Source organism: Actinoplanes sp. NPDC051851 (assembly GCF_040681165.1).
Classification (GTDB): domain Bacteria; phylum Actinomycetota; class Actinomycetes; order Mycobacteriales; family Micromonosporaceae; genus Actinoplanes.
Genome location: NZ_JBFAYF010000006.1, coordinates 56,140 through 70,584, shown reverse-complemented (window position 1 = coordinate 70,584; position 14,445 = coordinate 56,140). Strand labels below are relative to the sequence as shown.

Sequence of the window (14,445 nt, the reverse complement as noted above, 5' to 3'; positions counted from 1 at the left end):
GGCGAAAGGCCCGGCACCCCGAAGAAGGATGCCGGGCCTTTCCGAAGATCAAAGCCGTCAGGCCTTGTCGTCCTCGACCTTGTCCTCGGCCTTGTCGGCCGCGGGCTCCTCGGCGGCGGCGCTCGTGGGGAGCTCCTCCTCCTCGGGGGCCAGGGCCTCGACCTTGGCCTGCTGCGCGGCGGCCTTGCGGGCCTCCTTGGACGGGGCGGAGGTGGTGGCCGCGACCTGGGCCTCCTCGACCAGCTCGATGATCGCCATGGGAGCGGCGTCACCCTTGCGCGGGCCGGTCTTGGTGATCCGGGTGTAGCCACCGGGGCGGTTGGTGTACCGCGGAGCGATCTGCTCGAACAGGGCGTACACGACGTCCTTGTCCTTCACGGTGGCCAGGACCCGGCGACGGGCGTGCAGGTCGCCGCGCTTGGCCTTCGTGATGAGCTGCTCGGCCAGCGGGCGCAGCCGCTTGGCCTTCGTCTCGGTGGTCTTGATCTTCCCGTGCCGGAAGAGCTCGGTGGCCAGGTTGGCCATGATGAGCTTCTCGTGCGCCGGGCTGCCGCCGAGGCGGGCACCCTTGGTGGGCGTGGGCATTTCAGATGCTCCTTGAAAATGGGGCGCGCCCGAGCCTTACAGCTGCTCGGTCTCGCGGTAGTCGTCGGTGTCGTAGTCCACGTCGCCGAACGAGTCCACGACGTGCGCCGGGTCGAAGGACGGCGCGCTGTCCTTGAGGCCCAGGCCCATTCCGGCGAGCTTCATCTTGACCTCGTCGATCGACTTCTGGCCGAAGTTCCGGATGTCCAGAAGGTCGGCCTCCGTACGCCCTATCAATTCGCCCACCGAGTTGATGCCTTCGCGCTTGAGGCAGTTGTACGACCGGACGGTGAGGTCCAGCTCCTCGATCGGGAGGGCCAGGTCGGCAGCGAGCTGCGCGTCCTGGGGCGACGGGCCGATGTCGATGCCCTCGGCGGTCTCGTCCAGCTCACGGCAGAGGCCGAAGAGCTCGACCAGGGTCGAGCCGGCCGACGCCAGAGCGGTCCGCGGCGAGATGGACGCCTTCGACTCGACATCGATGATCAGCCGGTCGAAGTCGGTCCGCTGCTCGACACGGGTCGCCTCGACGCGGTAGGTGACCTTGAGCACCGGCGAGTAGATCGAGTCGACCGGGATCCGGCCGATCTCCGCGCCCGCGCTCTTGTTCTGGGCCGCGGTGACGTAGCCACGGCCACGCTCCACGGTCAGCTCCATGTCGAGCCGGCCCTTGCTGTTCAGGGTGGCCAGCTTCAGGTCGGGGTTGTGCACGGAGACACCGGCCGGGGGCTGGATGTCACCGGCGGTGACGTCGCCCGGGCCCTGCTTGCGCAGGTACATGCTGACCGGCTCGTCGTGCTCGGAGCTGACGGTGAGCTCCTTGACGTTCATGACCAGCTCGACCACATCCTCCTTGACACCGGGGATGGTGGTGAACTCGTGCAGAACGCCGTCGATCTTGATGCTGGTGACCGCCGCGCCCGGGATGGACGACAGCAGGGTCCGCCGCAGGGAGTTGCCGAGGGTGTAGCCGAAGCCCGGCTCCAGAGGCTCGATGGTGAACCGGGAGCGGGTCTCGCTGAGCGACTCTTCCGAGAGGCTCGGCCGCTGGCTGATGAGCACGCTGTTCTTCCTTCTGTCAGGCCAACCGCTATTTGATGGCCATCTGAATTGCCCGGCGCTCGTTCAAGCGCCGGGCAACCTGTTACTTGGAGTAGAGCTCGACGATCAGCTGCTCCTGGACCTGCGTGTCGATGACGGCGCGGGCCGGGAGCGAGTGAACGAGGATCTTCATCTCGGCCGGGATGGGCTCGATCCACGCCGGCACCGGACGGGAACCGGCCTGGGCCTGCGCGACGACGAAGGGAGTCATCTCCTTCGACTTCTCGCGGAGCGAGACGATGTCGTGCTCCTTCACCCGGTACGACGGGATGTCGACCTTGGCGCCGTTGACCAGGAAGTGGCCGTGCTTGACCAGCTGCCGGGCGGCGTCGCGGGACGCGGCGAAACCGGCACGGTAGACGACGTTGTCCAGACGCGACTCGAGGATCTGGAGCAGCACCTCGCCGGTACGACCCGGCTTGGTGACAGCTTCCTTGTAGTAAGTGAAGAACTGCTTCTCCAGCACGCCGTAGACGCGGCGGGCCTTCTGCTTCTCGCGGTGCTGGAGCAGGTACTCGGTCTCCTTGGTCCGACCGCGGCCGTGCTGGCCGGGCGGGAAGGGACGCGACTCGAACGGGCACTTCGGCCCGTCGCACTTGCTGCCCTTGAGGAACAGCTTCATCTTCTCGCGGCGGCAGCGCTTGCAGTCCGCACCTGTGTAACGAGCCATTGCTTCGATCTCTCCCTTAGACCCGGCGACGCTTCGGCGGACGGCATCCGTTGTGCGGCTGCGGGGTCACGTCGGAGATCTGACCGACCTCGAGACCGGCGGCCTGCAGCGAACGGATCGCGGTCTCCCGGCCGGAGCCGGGGCCCTTGACGAACACGTCCACCTTGCGCATGCCGTGCTCCATGGCGCGGCGCGCAGCGGCCTCGGCGGCCAGCTGGGCGGCGAACGGAGTCGACTTGCGGGAGCCCTTGAAGCCCACCTGGCCGGAGGAGGCCCAGGAGATGACCGCACCGGTCGGGTCGGTGATCGACACGATGGTGTTGTTGAAGGTGCTCTTGATGTGCGCCTGCCCGTGGGCGACGTTCTTGCGTTCCTTGCGCCGGACCTTCTTGACTGCGGCCCCTGCGCGTGCCTTCGGTGGCATAAGTCAGTGCGCTCCTATTACTTCCGACCGGGCTTCTTCTTACCGGCGACCGTGCGCTTCGGGCCCTTGCGGGTACGAGCGTTGGTCCGGGTCCGCTGTCCACGCACGGGCAGGCCCTTGCGGTGGCGGATGCCGGCGTAGCAGCCGATCTCTACCTTGCGGCGGATGTCCGCGGCGACCTCGCGGCGCAGGTCGCCTTCGACCTTGAAGTTGGCCTCGATGTACTCACGAAGGGCGAGCAGCTCTTCTTCGGTGAGGTCCTTGGCACGCTTGTTCAGGTCAATTGCCGTAGCGGTCAACGCTTCGACGGACCGGGTACGCCCGATCCCGAAGATGTAGGTGAGCGCGATCTCCATCCGCTTTTCGCGGGGAAGATCGACGCCGACGAGACGTGCCATTTCTGGGCGTACTCCTCGTTGGTATCGCGGAGGTCTGTGCCCTTGCCACCCCACCTGCCCGGGTGGGCCCCGGCCTCCGACCGGGGGTACAGCCTCTTACGAGGCTGGGAAGGGCTCGTTCAGTGGTACGGATCCTGCGCGGGAGAGCTCTCGCTCAGCCCTGGCGCTGCTTGTGGCGCGGGTCAGTGCTGCAGATGACCATGACCCGGCCGTGCCGCCGGATGATCCGGCAGTTGTTGCAGATCCGCTTGACGCTCGGCTTGACCTTCACGGTTTGCCTTAACTCTCAGTCAGACGGGATGTGGAAACCCCGCGACCCGGGTTACTTGTAGCGGTAGACGATTCGCCCACGGGTCAGGTCGTACGGCGAGAGCTCGACGACGACCCTGTCCTCGGGAAGGATGCGGATGTAGTGCTGGCGCATCTTCCCGGAGATGTGTGCCAGGACCTTGTGACCATTGGCGAGCTCGACGCGGAACATGGCGTTCGGCAGCGGCTCGATCACTCGGCCTTCGATCTCGATGGCTCCGTCTTTCTTTGGCATGTCCTCCGCTACCTGACATCGGGTTCTGGGGCAGGCGCTCTGCAACGTTCATCCGGGGCCGAAATCGCCTCGAACCAGCCGCGGCTCCCCCGGTTCCTCGAAGCGCTGAGGACATGAAGGAGTGGACGCTGCGCGCCAGCAAACCAGTCTACGCGCACGTAACAGGGACGCCAAACCGAGGGTTCCGCAACCCGGGGTCGGGCGTGTCACAGGTCGCTCAGCGGTGACGCTTGCCCTTGCCCGAGAGAACCGCGACGACGCTGAGAACGACCGGGATCAGCACCCAGGCCGGCCAGAAATACTGCAGATGGCCCGAGGTCGCACTGCTGATCGCCCAGATCAGCGTGCAGATGAGGAAGGCGCCGAGCGCCGGGGCGACCCGCGCCTGTCCCGCGCTCCCCTTCGGCGGGTGGCCGAGGTGGGCCGCCGGATGCGGGTTGACCTGGGACCTCTGCCGGGGGATCGGGCCCGGCAGATCGCCGAGAAGCCCGTCCAGGTCGCCGTAGGTCTTCGCCGCATAGGTCCGCTGGAGCCGCTCGTCATACTCGCCCAGGTCGAGCCGGCCCTCATCGAGCGCGGTCTTCAACTGATCGGCGACCCGCTGACGGTCGGCGTCCCCCGCCCGCATCCCCTCGCGTCCCATGGGGCACAGCATGCCAGGCGGGCGCCAGTCTGACCACGCCCGCCCGGCAGCGCTGTCGCTAGGGCTGTTTAGCGGTCACCAGATCGCCGAGGCGGGCCCGGCCGCCGTCGTGGGCGGTGGTGACCCACACGCCGTCCTCCAGGAGCGCCATGGTGTGTTCCACGTGCGCCGCCCGGGAGCCGTCCCGGGTCACCACGGTCCAGCCGTCGGAGAGCTCCTGGGTCCGCGGCGAGCCCATGGTGATCATCGGCTCGATGGCGAGCGCCATGCCGGCGATCAGCCGCGGGCCGCGACCCGGCTTGCCGTGGTTGAGCACGTGCGGGTCCTGGTGCATCTCGGTGCCGATGCCGTGCCCGCCGTAGCCGTCGACGATGCCGTACCGGCCGGCGGCCTTGCGGATCACCTTCTCGATGTTGAACGAGATGTCGGTGAGCCGGCCCCGGCCGTTCGCGACGCCCCGGGCCGCCGCGGCGATCCCGGCCCACATCGAGTCCTCGGCGATCTCGGCCATCTTCAGCAGCGCCGGGTCGGTCTCGCCGACGCCGACGGTGATCGCCGAGTCGCCGTGCCAGCCGTCCAGGATCGCGCCGCAGTCGAGCGAGATCAGGTCGCCCTCGACCAGGACCTGCTCGGCACTCGGGATGCCGTGCACGACCTGCTCGTTGACCGAGGCGCAGATCGAGGCCGGGAAGCCGTGGTAACCCTTGAACGACGGGACGGCCCCGTTGTCCCGGATCACCTTCTCGGCGATCGCGTCCAGGTCGGCGGTGGAGACGCCGGGCGCGACCGCCTCCCGCATCGCGTCGAGCGCGGCGGCGACCACCAGGCCGGCCGCCCGCATCTTCACGATCTGCTCCGGCGTCTTCAGCTGGATGTCCTGCTCCTGACGACGCATCTCAGCCGCCGTAGGAGCGCAGGGCGTCGATCGCGCGGACGGTGACATCCTCCACCGGACCGGTCGCGTCGATACCCACCAGCTTGCCCTGAGCGCCGTAGTAGTCCACCAGGGGCGCGGTCTTGTCCGCGTACTCCACCAGGCGGTTGCCGATCGTCTCGGCCTTGTCGTCGTCCCGCTGGAACAGCTCCGACCCGCAGCGGTCGCAGATGTTCTCCTTGCTCGTCGGGTCGAACTCGACGTGCCAGATCTTGCCGCAGCCGCGGCAGGTCCGGCGGCCGGAGAGCCGCCGGACGACCTCGTCGTCGTCGACCACGAGCTCCATCACCAGGTCCAGCGCCGTACCGAGGTCGGCCAGCAGCTTGTCCAGCGCCGCCGCCTGCGGAACGGTCCGCGGGAAGCCGTCCAGCAGGAAGCCGTCGCCGGCGTCCGGCTCGGCGAGCCGGTCGCGGACCATGTTGATGGTCACCTCGTCCGGAACCAGCTGCCCGGCGTCCATGTACCGCTTGGCCTCGACGCCGAGTGGCGTCCCCTGCGACACGTTCGCCCGGAAGATGTCCCCGGTCGAGATCTTCGGTACGGCGAGATGGGCGGCGATGAACTCAGCCTGGGTCCCCTTGCCGGCCCCCGGAGGGCCCACCAGTACCAGCCGCACCTACATCGCCTCGCTTCGGTCAGGAGAAGCCACGCCTACCGCCGACGCCAGAGCCCCCCGGCCCCGCGTACCCACTACCGGAGGAACCCTTCATAGTTCCGCTGCATGAGCTGGCTCTCGATCTGCTTCACCGTTTCCAGACCCACACCCACCATGATCAGCACCGCGGTGCCGCCGAACGGGAAGTTCTGGTACTGACTCTGGTTCAGCCAGATGAAGAAGAAGTTCGGCAGAACCGAGATCAGGCCCAGGTACAGCGCGCCCGGGAGGGTGATCCGGCTGAGGATGAAGTCCAGGTAGTCGGCGGTCGGCTTGCCCGGGCGGATACCCGGTACGAAACCACCGTACTTCTTCATGTTCTCCGCGACCTCAGTCGGGTTGAACGTGATCGACACGTAGAAGTACGTGAAGAAGATGATCAGCAGGAAGTAGACGCTGATGTACAGCCAGCTGGTCGGGTCGGCGAGCCAGTTCTGGATCCAGATCTGGTAGCCCTTGAGGTTGTTCTTGTCGAAGAACTGCAGGTACAGCTGCGGCAGGTAGAGCAGCGACGACGCGAAGATGACCGGGACGACACCCGCCTGGTTCACCTTCAGCGGGATGTAGGTGGAGGTGCCGCCGTACATCCGCCGGCCGATCATCCGCTTGGCGTACTGCACCGGGATCCGGCGCTGTGCCTGCTCGATGAAGACCACCAGGGCGATGATCACCAGAACCAGCGCGATCACCAGGAAGAACTTCGCGGTGCCGCTCGACTGCTTGATCGTCCAGCCCTCACCGGGGAGGCGGGCGGCGATCGAGGTGAAGATCAGGACGGACATGCCGTTGCCGACGCCGCGGTCGGTGATGAGCTCGCCGAGCCACATGACCATGCCGGTGCCGGCCGTCATCGTGAGCACCAGGACCAGCAGGGTCAGCCAGATCGGCAGCCCGGTGTTCTCCGGGATGATCTGGTACTGCGAGTCGTCCTGGTCGCAGAGACCGCCGAAGAGCTGCCCGGTCCGCGCCAGCGCGACGAACGCCGAGGACTGGAGGATCGCCAGGCCGAGCGTCAGGTACCGGGTGTACTGCGTGATCTTGGCCTGGCCCGACTGACCCTCCTTGCGGAGCTGCTCGAGCCGCGGAATGACCACGGTCAGCAGCTGAAGGATGATCGAGGCCGTGATGTACGGCATGATGCCGAGCGCGAAGACCGAGAGCTGGAGCAGTGCTCCACCGGAGAACAGGTTCAGAAGGTTCAGAACGCCGTTGCCCTGCTGCTCTGTGATCTTGAGGCAGGCCTGCACATTGGTGTACGACACGCCAGGGCTGGGCAACGTGGCCCCGAGCCGGTAGAGCGCGACGATCGCCACCGTGAACAACAATTTCTTGCGCAGGTCAGGCGTCCGCAACGCACTCGAAAAGGCGGAGAGCAACTTCTTCCTCCTGCGCGAGGTAACCGCCCGGTTGGCGGTGTGGGGGGAAGGCATCGGTCCGGATGACCGATATCCCTAGCTGGGAACGGACTCTAACAGTCTTGCGGCGCCGCAGTCAGCCACGGTAGCCGTGACCACGGCAGTGCGTTACAACCGACCACAAAAGTGCTGGTCAGACGCCACAAGGGGATGCCCGCCGGACGAAATAATCTTTCGTGTCCGGACGAGCATCCCCGCGAGCGTCACAGCTCGGTGGTGGAACCACCAGCAGCAGCGATCTTCTCCTTGGCCGACTCGCTGAACGCGTGCGCCGAAATCGTCAGCGCGACGCCGCCCAGCTCACCCGAGCCGAGGACCTTGACCTGGTGGCCCTTGCGGACCGCGCCGGCCTCGACGAGCTCGGCCGGGCCGATCTCGCCGCCGTTCGGGAAGAGCTCCGCGAGGCGGTCCAGGTTCACGACCTGGAACACGACCTTGTTGCGGGGCCGGTTCCCCAGGCCCTTCATCTTCGGCAGGCGCATGTGGATGGGCATCTGCCCACCCTCGAACGCCGCCGAGGTGTTCTTGCGGGCACCGGTGCCCTTGGTGCCGCGACCGGCGGTCTTGCCCTTGGAACCCTCACCGCGACCCACACGGGTCTTCGCGGTCTTGGCTCCGGGCGCCGGGCGCAGGTGGTGGACCTTGATCGCCATTACTCGACCTCCTCGACAGTGACGAGGTGGTTCACCGCGAAGATCATGCCCCGAATCTCGGGACGGTCCTCCTTGACCACCACATCGTTGATCCGCTTGAGGCCGAGCGACCGCAGGGAGTCCCGCTGGTTCTGCTTACGGCCGATCTCGGACCGGATCTGGGTGACCTTCAAACGAGCCATCAGTGCACCGCCGCTTCCGCCCGCGCGGCCAGCATGGCGGCCGGCGCGACGTCCTCGACCGGGAGGCCACGGCGAGCCGCGACCTGCTCCGGCGACTCGAGGCCCTTCAGAGCGGCCACGGTCGCGTGCACGATGTTGATCGGGTTCGAGGAGCCGAGGCTCTTCGACAGGATGTCGTGGATGCCGGCGCACTCCAGCACGGCACGCACCGGGCCACCGGCGATGACACCGGTACCGGCGGACGCCGGCTTGAGCAGGACGACGCCCGCGGCAGCCTCACCCGTGATCGGGTGCGGGATGGTCGCACCGATACGCGGAACCTTGAAGAAGTGCTTCTTGGCCTCCTCGACGCCCTTGGCGATCGCCGCGGGCACCTCCTTGGCCTTCCCGTAGCCGATGCCGACGGTGCCGTCGCCGTCGCCCACGATCACCAGGGCGGTGAAGCTGAAGCGACGACCACCCTTCACGACCTTGGCGACCCGGTTGATCGCGACGACCCGCTCCAGGTGCGGGGTCTTCTCGACGGGCGCGTTGCCGCGGCCGCCCTCACGGCGGTTGTCCCGGCGGTTGCCACCCTCGGTGTTACCGCCGGACCCGCCGCCTCGGCGCTGCTGACCAGGCATTGGTCAATTCCTCCTAGAACTCGAGTCCGGCTTCGCGAGCGGCATCGGCAAGCGCGGCGATACGCCCCGCGTACTTGTTGCCACCGCGGTCGAAGACGACCTTGGAAATACCCGCGGACTTGGCGCGCTCGGCGAGGAGCGCACCGACCTTGCCGGCCTGCGCGCTCTTGTCGCCCTCGGTGCCCCGGATCGAGGTGTCGAGGGTCGAGGCCGAGGCCAGCGTGTGGCCCTTGAGGTCGTCGACGATCTGCGCGGTGATGTTCCGCGTGGACCGCGTGACGACCAGGCGGGGACGCTCGGCCGTGCCACGCACGTTCTTGCGGACCCGGAAGTGCCGACGCGCCTTGCCAACGGCACGCGATGCGGCGACACCGCCGCCATTGCGGCGCTTGAGCAGCGTGGCGGTCACTTCTTACCTGCCTTTCCAGCCTTGCGGCGGATGACCTCACCCTGGTACTTGACACCCTTGCCCTTGTAGGGCTCCGGCGGGCGGATCTTCCGGATGTTGGCGGCGACCTCGCCGACCAGCTGCTTGTCGATGCCGGCCACAGTGAACTGGGTCGGCTTCTCCACCGAGAAGGTGATCCCCGTCGGCGGCACGATGTTCACCGGGTGCGAGAAGCCCAGAGCGAACTCCAGGTCCTTGCCCTTCGCGGTGACACGGTAGCCGGTGCCGTTGATCTCGAGGGTCTTCTTGTAACCCTCGGTCACACCGACGATCATGTTGGCGACCAGGGTGCGCGAGAGACCGTGCAGCTCCTTGGCCTTGCGGTCGTCGTTGGGGCGGTTGACGAGGAGCTCGCCGCCCTCCTGCGAGACCGTGATCGGCTCGGCGACGGTGTGCGACAGCTCGCCCTTGGGGCCCTTGACCTTGACGGTCTGCCCCGTGATGGTGACGTCGACGCCGGCCGGGACCGGGATCGACTTACGTCCGATTCGCGACATGTCAAAGTCTCCAGTTACCAGACGAAGGCGAGGACTTCCCCGCCAACGCTCCGCTTGCGGGCCTGCTTGTCGGTCAGCAGTCCCTGGGACGTCGAAATGATCGCGACGCCGAGACCGCCGAGCACGCGGGGCAGCTCGTCAGACTTGGCGTAAACCCGCAGACCGGGCTTCGAGACGCGCTTGATGCCGGCGAGGCTGCGCTCGCGGTTCTGGCCGTACTTGAGCTCAACGACCAGACGCTTGCCGACCGCGCCTTCCTCGGGCTCCTCAGCCGACCAGGAGGCGATGTAACCCTCGGCCTTGAGGACCTCGGCGATGTTCGCCTTGATCTTCGAGTAGGGCATGGTCACCTTGTCGTGGTACGCCTGGTTGGCGTTACGCAGACGCGTCAGCATGTCTGCGATCGGGTCCGTCATCGTCATGGGTATTCGTCAACCTTTCTCGCCGGGGTTCCCGGGGGACAAGCCCCCAGGCCTACGGCGAAGCGGTATTTCTGAACTGCCCTTGTTCCGCTTTTGAGTGGCGGGTGGGGCGGTTGGATGGGGTTACCAGGAGGCCTTGGACACGCCGGGCAGCTCACCACGGTGAGCCATGTCCCGCACGCAAACACGGCAGAGGCCGAACTTGCGGTACACCGAGTGCGGGCGACCGCACTTCTGGCAGCGGGTGTAGGCGCGCACAGCGAACTTCGGCTTCGCGGCAGCCTTGATGATCAGCGCCTTCTTCGCCATGCTCAGTTCTCCTTGAACGGGAAGCCCAGGAGCTTCAGCAGCGCCCGGCCCTCGTCGTCGGTCGTGGCCGTGGTGACCACCGTGATGTCCATGCCCCGCGGACGATCGATCTTGTCCTGATCGATCTCGTGGAACACCGACTGCTCGGTCAGACCGAAGGTGTAGTTGCCGTGCCCGTCCAGCTTGCGGCCGTCGAGTCCGCGGAAGTCGCGGATACGCGGCAGCGAGATGGAGAGCAGCCGGTCCAGGAACTCCCACATCCGGTCGCCACGGAGGGTGACCTTCGCGCCGATCGGCATGCCCTCACGGAGCTTGAACTGCGCGATCGACTTGGTCGCCCGGCGCACCAGCGGCTTCTGGCCGGTGATGGTGGTCAGGTCGCGGACAGCGCCGTCGATGAGCTTGGCGTCGCGGGCAGCCTCGCCGACACCCATGTTCACCACGATCTTGACAAGACCGGGGATCTGCATCGGGTTGGCGTACTTGAACTGCTCGTTGATAGCCGGCACGACCTCAGAGCGGTACTTGCTCTTGAGGCGCGGCAGCGTCTTGGTCTCGGTGGCGGCAGTCATCAGAGTTCCTTACCGGTCGTACGCGCGATCCGGACCTTGTTGCCGTTCTCGTCGATCCGGTAGCCGATCCGGGTCGGCTTGCCCTGGTCGTCCAGGACCTGCACGTTGGAGATGTGGATCGCGGCTTCCTGCGTCACGATGCCGCCGGTCTTCGAACCACGCTGGGTGGTCCGGATCCGCTCGTGCTTCTTGACTCGGTTGACGCCCTCGACCAGGACCTTGTCCCGCGTCGGGTAGGCCGCGATGACCTTGCCCTTGGCGCCCTTGTCCTTACCGGCGATGACGACGACCGTGTCGCCCTTCTTGATCTTCACGGTCAGAGCACCTCCGGCGCCAGGCTGATGATCTTCATGAACCGCTTGTCGCGCAGCTCGCGCCCGACCGGGCCGAAGATGCGGGTACCGCGGGGGTCCCCACCGTCCTTGATGATGACGGCGGCGTTCTCGTCGAAGCGGATGTACGAGCCATCCGGACGACGCCGCTCCTTGGCGGTGCGGACGACGACCGCCTTGACGACGTCACCCTTCTTCACACCGGCGCCCGGAATGGCGTCCTTGACCGTGGCCACGATGACGTCGCCGATGCTCGCGTAACGACGACCGGAGCCGCCGAGCACCCGGATGCACAGGATCTCCCGGGCACCCGTGTTGTCAGCGACGCGCAGTCGCGACTCCTGCTGGATCACGTCTGTCTCCTATGTCTGCCAGTTCTCCGGAGACGTACCGAAGCTTGGCGGAACCATGCGCCCTGCCCACAGACCTTATTAGGGGCGGGAGGCGGGGCGGTTGACGGGCCACTGGGGGACCGACCGAAGCCAGCCCCCCAGCGTACTCACTTGGCCTTTTCGAGGATCTCCACGATCCGCCACCGCTTGGTGGCGGAGAGCGGACGAGTCTCCATGATCGAAACCCGGTCGCCGACGCCGGCCGCGTTGGCCTCGTCGTGCACCTTCAGCTTGCGGGTACGACGGATGACCTTGCCGTACAGCGCGTGCTTGACGCGGTCCTCGACCTCGACGACGACGGTCTTGTCCATCTTGTCGCTGACCACGAGACCCTCACGCACCTTGCGCTGCGCGCGCGGAGCGGTGGTGGTGTTCTCACTCATGCCGTCACCTCATCCGGCGCGACCGAGAGCCCAAGCTCACGCTCACGCATGATCGTGTAGATCTTCGCGATGTCCTTGCGGACGACCTGCAGTCGACGGTGATTGTCGAGCTGCCCGGTCGCGCGCTGCACGCGAAGGTTGAACAGCTCCGCCTTGGCCTCCCGCAGCTTCGCGACCAGCTCCTCCTCGGAGAGTTCGCGCAGCTCGGCTGCCTTAACGCCCGCTGCCATCAGCTTTCACCCACTTCGCGCGTCACGATGCGGCACTTCATCGGGAGCTTGTGGATCGCGCGGCGCATCGCCTCACGCGCGACCGTCTCGTTCGGGAAGGACATCTCGAAGAGGATCCGACCCGGCTTGACGTTCGCCACCCACCACTCCGGAGAACCCTTACCGGAACCCATGCGGGTCTCGGCCGGCTTCTTCGTCAGGGCCTGGTCCGGGAAGATCGAGATCCAGACCTTGCCGCCACGCTTGATGTGACGGGTCATCGCGATACGCGCCGACTCGATCTGCCGGTTGGTCACGTACGCGGGCTCCAGCGCCTGGATACCGAACTCACCGAAGACGACCCGGTTGCCGCCCTTGGACGCGCCGTGGCGGTCCGGGTGGTGCGGCTTGCGGAAGCCCTTCGGGGGCTTACGCGGCATCAACATGGCTCAGCCCTCCTGCTGCTTTTCGGCCGCAGCCGGAGCAGCGGCGGTGTTGTCGGCGGTCGCGGCGGCCTGAGCCGCCCGGCCGGCCTCGGTGCCGCCCGCGGTCGTGCCGGACGAACCGGAACGGCCACGACGCGGACGCTCGGCACGGTCGGCCCGGTCACGGCGAGGACGCGCCGGAGCCTCGGTGACGACCTCGCGACCCGGAACGGCGTCGCCCTTGTAGATCCAGACCTTCACACCGATGCGGCCGAACGTGGTACGGGCCTCGAAGAAGCCGTACTCGATGTTGGCCCGCAGCGTGTGCAGCGGAACGCGACCCTCACGGTAGAACTCCGTGCGGCTCATCTCCGCGCCGCCGAGACGGCCGGAGACCTGCACCCGGATGCCCTTGCAGATCGGGTTCTTCATGGCCGACTGCATGGCCTTACGCATCGCGCGGCGGAAGCTGACCCGGGAGGACAGCTGCTCCGCGACACCCTGCGCGACCAGCTGAGCGTCCGACTCGGGGCTCTTGACCTCGAGGATGTTCAGCTGGACCTGCTTGCCGGTGAGCTTCTCGAGCTCGCCGCGGATCCGGTCGGCCTCCTGGCCCTTCCGGCCGATGACGATGCCCGGCCGAGCGGTGTGGATGTCGACGCGAACCCGGTCACGGGTCCGCTCGATGTCCACCTTGGAGATGCCGGCGCGCTCGAGGCCCTTGGACATCATGCGGCGGATCTTGACGTCCTCGCCGATGTAGTCCTTGTAGAGCTTGTCCGCGAACCAGCGGCTCTTCCAGTCGGTGGAAATGCCGAGGCGGAACCCGGTGGGGTGAACCTTCTGACCCATTACTCGGCACCCTCCGTGCTCTGGGACTCGGCGGCTGCGGGCTCAGCGGCCGTGGTGGCCTTCTTCGCCGCGGCCTTCTTCGCCGGGCGGGCCACCTGGACCGCCTCGACCGCAATGGTGATGTGACACGTGCGCTTGCGGATCCGGTACGCCCGGCCCTGCGCCCGCGGACGGAACCGCTTGAGCGTGGGACCCTCGTCGACGAACGCCTCGCTCACGAGGAGTGCGTCGGGGTCGAGCCGCTCGTTGTTCTCCGCGTTCGCCACGGCGCTGGCAAGCACCTTGTAAACCTGCTCGCTGGCGGCCTGCGGCGCGAACTGCAGGACGGTCAGCGCCTCCTTCGCGGGCAGACCGCGGACGAGGTTGACCACCCGGCGCGCCTTGGTCGGCGAGAGGCGCACGTGTCGCGCAATCGCCCGCGCGCCCGGAAGCACCGGAGCGTCGCCCTTTGCTGGCATCGCTGTAGCTCCTTGATCCTCTAATCCGTGTATCTGCTTAGCGACGACGGCTCTTGCGGTCGTCCTTCTCGTGACCCTTGAACGTACGGGTCAGAGCGAACTCGCCGAGCTTGTGCCCGACCATGGCCTCGGTGATGAACACCGGGACGTGCTTGCGCCCGTCGTGCACGGCGATCGTGTGCCCGAGCATGTCGGGGATGATCGTCGAGCGCCGCGACCAGGTCTTGATGACGTTCTTCGAGTTCTTCTCGTTCTGGACTTCCACCTTCTTGATCAGGTGGTCGTCGACGAACGGGCCCTTCTTGAGGCTGCGAGGCATCTT

At 66.9% G+C, this 14,445-nt stretch carries 27 protein-coding genes; all 27 read right to left on the bottom strand.

The features are described from left to right. Window positions 1-57: 57 nt before the first annotated feature. The gene (gene rplQ, locus AB0M08_RS08455) at window positions 58-585 is read right to left on the bottom strand and encodes a 50S ribosomal protein L17 (RefSeq protein ID WP_364490504.1); all 528 of its coding nucleotides are present in this window, start codon (window positions 583-585) and stop codon (window positions 58-60) included. A gap of 36 nt (window positions 586-621) precedes the next feature. Continuing rightward, complete coding sequence (locus AB0M08_RS08450; protein ID WP_364223319.1) at window positions 622-1,644, bottom strand: DNA-directed RNA polymerase subunit alpha; 1,023 nt, start codon at window positions 1,642-1,644, stop codon at window positions 622-624. A gap of 82 nt (window positions 1,645-1,726) precedes the next feature. Further along, window positions 1,727-2,353: a 30S ribosomal protein S4 gene (gene rpsD / locus AB0M08_RS08445; RefSeq protein ID WP_364490502.1), complete on the bottom strand. Its 627-nt coding sequence runs from the start codon at window positions 2,351-2,353 to the stop codon at window positions 1,727-1,729. A gap of 16 nt (window positions 2,354-2,369) precedes the next feature. Then, window positions 2,370-2,777 carry a 30S ribosomal protein S11 gene (gene rpsK, locus AB0M08_RS08440; RefSeq protein ID WP_014440747.1) on the bottom strand — a complete coding sequence of 136 codons (408 nt, stop codon included), beginning with the start codon at window positions 2,775-2,777 and terminating at the stop codon, window positions 2,370-2,372. A gap of 17 nt (window positions 2,778-2,794) precedes the next feature. After that, window positions 2,795-3,175 (bottom strand): 30S ribosomal protein S13, encoded by a 381-nt coding sequence (rpsM, locus tag AB0M08_RS08435; protein WP_364490500.1) that lies wholly within the window; start codon window positions 3,173-3,175, stop codon window positions 2,795-2,797. 154 nt (window positions 3,176-3,329) lie between these two features. After that, window positions 3,330-3,446 carry a 50S ribosomal protein L36 gene (rpmJ, locus tag AB0M08_RS08430; RefSeq protein ID WP_014687778.1) on the bottom strand — a complete coding sequence of 39 codons (117 nt, stop codon included), beginning with the start codon at window positions 3,444-3,446 and terminating at the stop codon, window positions 3,330-3,332. Between the two features lie 51 nt (window positions 3,447-3,497). After that, entirely contained in the window at window positions 3,498-3,719 is a 222-nt protein-coding gene (gene infA, locus AB0M08_RS08425; protein WP_007073013.1) for a translation initiation factor IF-1, read from the bottom strand. A gap of 217 nt (window positions 3,720-3,936) precedes the next feature. Then, window positions 3,937-4,362 (bottom strand): DUF1707 domain-containing protein, encoded by a 426-nt coding sequence (locus AB0M08_RS08420; RefSeq protein WP_364490497.1) that lies wholly within the window; start codon window positions 4,360-4,362, stop codon window positions 3,937-3,939. 58 nt (window positions 4,363-4,420) lie between these two features. Further along, complete coding sequence (gene map, locus AB0M08_RS08415; protein ID WP_364490495.1) at window positions 4,421-5,257, bottom strand: type I methionyl aminopeptidase; 837 nt, start codon at window positions 5,255-5,257, stop codon at window positions 4,421-4,423. Between the two features lies 1 nt (window position 5,258). Next, window positions 5,259-5,912 (bottom strand): adenylate kinase, encoded by a 654-nt coding sequence (locus AB0M08_RS08410; RefSeq protein ID WP_364490493.1) that lies wholly within the window; start codon window positions 5,910-5,912, stop codon window positions 5,259-5,261. A gap of 74 nt (window positions 5,913-5,986) precedes the next feature. Beyond that, on the bottom strand, window positions 5,987-7,327 hold the full coding sequence (gene secY, locus AB0M08_RS08405; RefSeq protein ID WP_364490491.1) for a preprotein translocase subunit SecY: 1,341 nt from the start codon (window positions 7,325-7,327) through the stop codon (window positions 5,987-5,989). 242 nt (window positions 7,328-7,569) lie between these two features. After that, complete coding sequence (gene rplO / locus AB0M08_RS08400) at window positions 7,570-8,019, bottom strand: 50S ribosomal protein L15 (protein WP_364490489.1); 450 nt, start codon at window positions 8,017-8,019, stop codon at window positions 7,570-7,572. Continuing rightward, a complete protein-coding gene (rpmD, locus tag AB0M08_RS08395) occupies window positions 8,019-8,201 on the bottom strand; it encodes a 50S ribosomal protein L30 (RefSeq protein ID WP_014687772.1) in 183 nt (60 codons plus the stop codon). The genes rplO and rpmD overlap by 1 nt, the downstream gene beginning before the upstream one ends. After that, complete coding sequence (gene rpsE / locus AB0M08_RS08390) at window positions 8,201-8,824, bottom strand: 30S ribosomal protein S5 (protein WP_364490486.1); 624 nt, start codon at window positions 8,822-8,824, stop codon at window positions 8,201-8,203. The genes rpmD and rpsE overlap by 1 nt, the downstream gene beginning before the upstream one ends. Window positions 8,825-8,837: 13 nt before the next feature. Further along, complete coding sequence (gene rplR / locus AB0M08_RS08385; RefSeq protein ID WP_364490819.1) at window positions 8,838-9,221, bottom strand: 50S ribosomal protein L18; 384 nt, start codon at window positions 9,219-9,221, stop codon at window positions 8,838-8,840. A gap of 8 nt (window positions 9,222-9,229) precedes the next feature. Next, a complete protein-coding gene (gene rplF, locus AB0M08_RS08380) occupies window positions 9,230-9,769 on the bottom strand; it encodes a 50S ribosomal protein L6 (RefSeq protein WP_364490484.1) in 540 nt (179 codons plus the stop codon). A 14-nt stretch (window positions 9,770-9,783) separates the two neighbouring features. Then, window positions 9,784-10,191 carry a 30S ribosomal protein S8 gene (rpsH, locus tag AB0M08_RS08375; RefSeq protein ID WP_229073955.1) on the bottom strand — a complete coding sequence of 136 codons (408 nt, stop codon included), beginning with the start codon at window positions 10,189-10,191 and terminating at the stop codon, window positions 9,784-9,786. Window positions 10,192-10,314: 123 nt separating this feature from the next. Then, entirely contained in the window at window positions 10,315-10,500 is a 186-nt protein-coding gene (locus AB0M08_RS08370; RefSeq protein ID WP_014440734.1) for a type Z 30S ribosomal protein S14, read from the bottom strand. Window positions 10,501-10,502: 2 nt separating this feature from the next. Then, entirely contained in the window at window positions 10,503-11,072 is a 570-nt protein-coding gene (gene rplE / locus AB0M08_RS08365; RefSeq protein ID WP_364490481.1) for a 50S ribosomal protein L5, read from the bottom strand. Then, on the bottom strand, window positions 11,072-11,392 hold the full coding sequence (rplX, locus tag AB0M08_RS08360; protein WP_364490817.1) for a 50S ribosomal protein L24: 321 nt from the start codon (window positions 11,390-11,392) through the stop codon (window positions 11,072-11,074). Before rplX ends, rplE begins: the two co-directional genes overlap by 1 nt. Continuing rightward, window positions 11,389-11,757 (bottom strand): 50S ribosomal protein L14, encoded by a 369-nt coding sequence (gene rplN, locus AB0M08_RS08355; protein ID WP_007465279.1) that lies wholly within the window; start codon window positions 11,755-11,757, stop codon window positions 11,389-11,391. The genes rplX and rplN overlap by 4 nt, the downstream gene beginning before the upstream one ends. Window positions 11,758-11,903: 146 nt before the next feature. Next, a complete protein-coding gene (rpsQ, locus tag AB0M08_RS08350) occupies window positions 11,904-12,179 on the bottom strand; it encodes a 30S ribosomal protein S17 (protein WP_364490479.1) in 276 nt (91 codons plus the stop codon). Further along, entirely contained in the window at window positions 12,176-12,409 is a 234-nt protein-coding gene (rpmC, locus tag AB0M08_RS08345; protein WP_364490477.1) for a 50S ribosomal protein L29, read from the bottom strand. The genes rpsQ and rpmC overlap by 4 nt, the downstream gene beginning before the upstream one ends. Then, complete coding sequence (gene rplP / locus AB0M08_RS08340) at window positions 12,409-12,834, bottom strand: 50S ribosomal protein L16 (RefSeq protein WP_014687763.1); 426 nt, start codon at window positions 12,832-12,834, stop codon at window positions 12,409-12,411. Before rplP ends, rpmC begins: the two co-directional genes overlap by 1 nt. A 3-nt stretch (window positions 12,835-12,837) precedes the next feature. Continuing rightward, the gene (gene rpsC / locus AB0M08_RS08335; protein ID WP_364490475.1) at window positions 12,838-13,665 is read right to left on the bottom strand and encodes a 30S ribosomal protein S3; all 828 of its coding nucleotides are present in this window, start codon (window positions 13,663-13,665) and stop codon (window positions 12,838-12,840) included. Further along, window positions 13,665-14,123 carry a 50S ribosomal protein L22 gene (gene rplV / locus AB0M08_RS08330; protein WP_364490473.1) on the bottom strand — a complete coding sequence of 153 codons (459 nt, stop codon included), beginning with the start codon at window positions 14,121-14,123 and terminating at the stop codon, window positions 13,665-13,667. The genes rpsC and rplV overlap by 1 nt, the downstream gene beginning before the upstream one ends. 37 nt (window positions 14,124-14,160) lie before the next feature. Further along, window positions 14,161-14,442 carry a 30S ribosomal protein S19 gene (gene rpsS / locus AB0M08_RS08325; RefSeq protein WP_014440726.1) on the bottom strand — a complete coding sequence of 94 codons (282 nt, stop codon included), beginning with the start codon at window positions 14,440-14,442 and terminating at the stop codon, window positions 14,161-14,163. Between the last annotated feature and the right edge of the window lie 3 nt (window positions 14,443-14,445).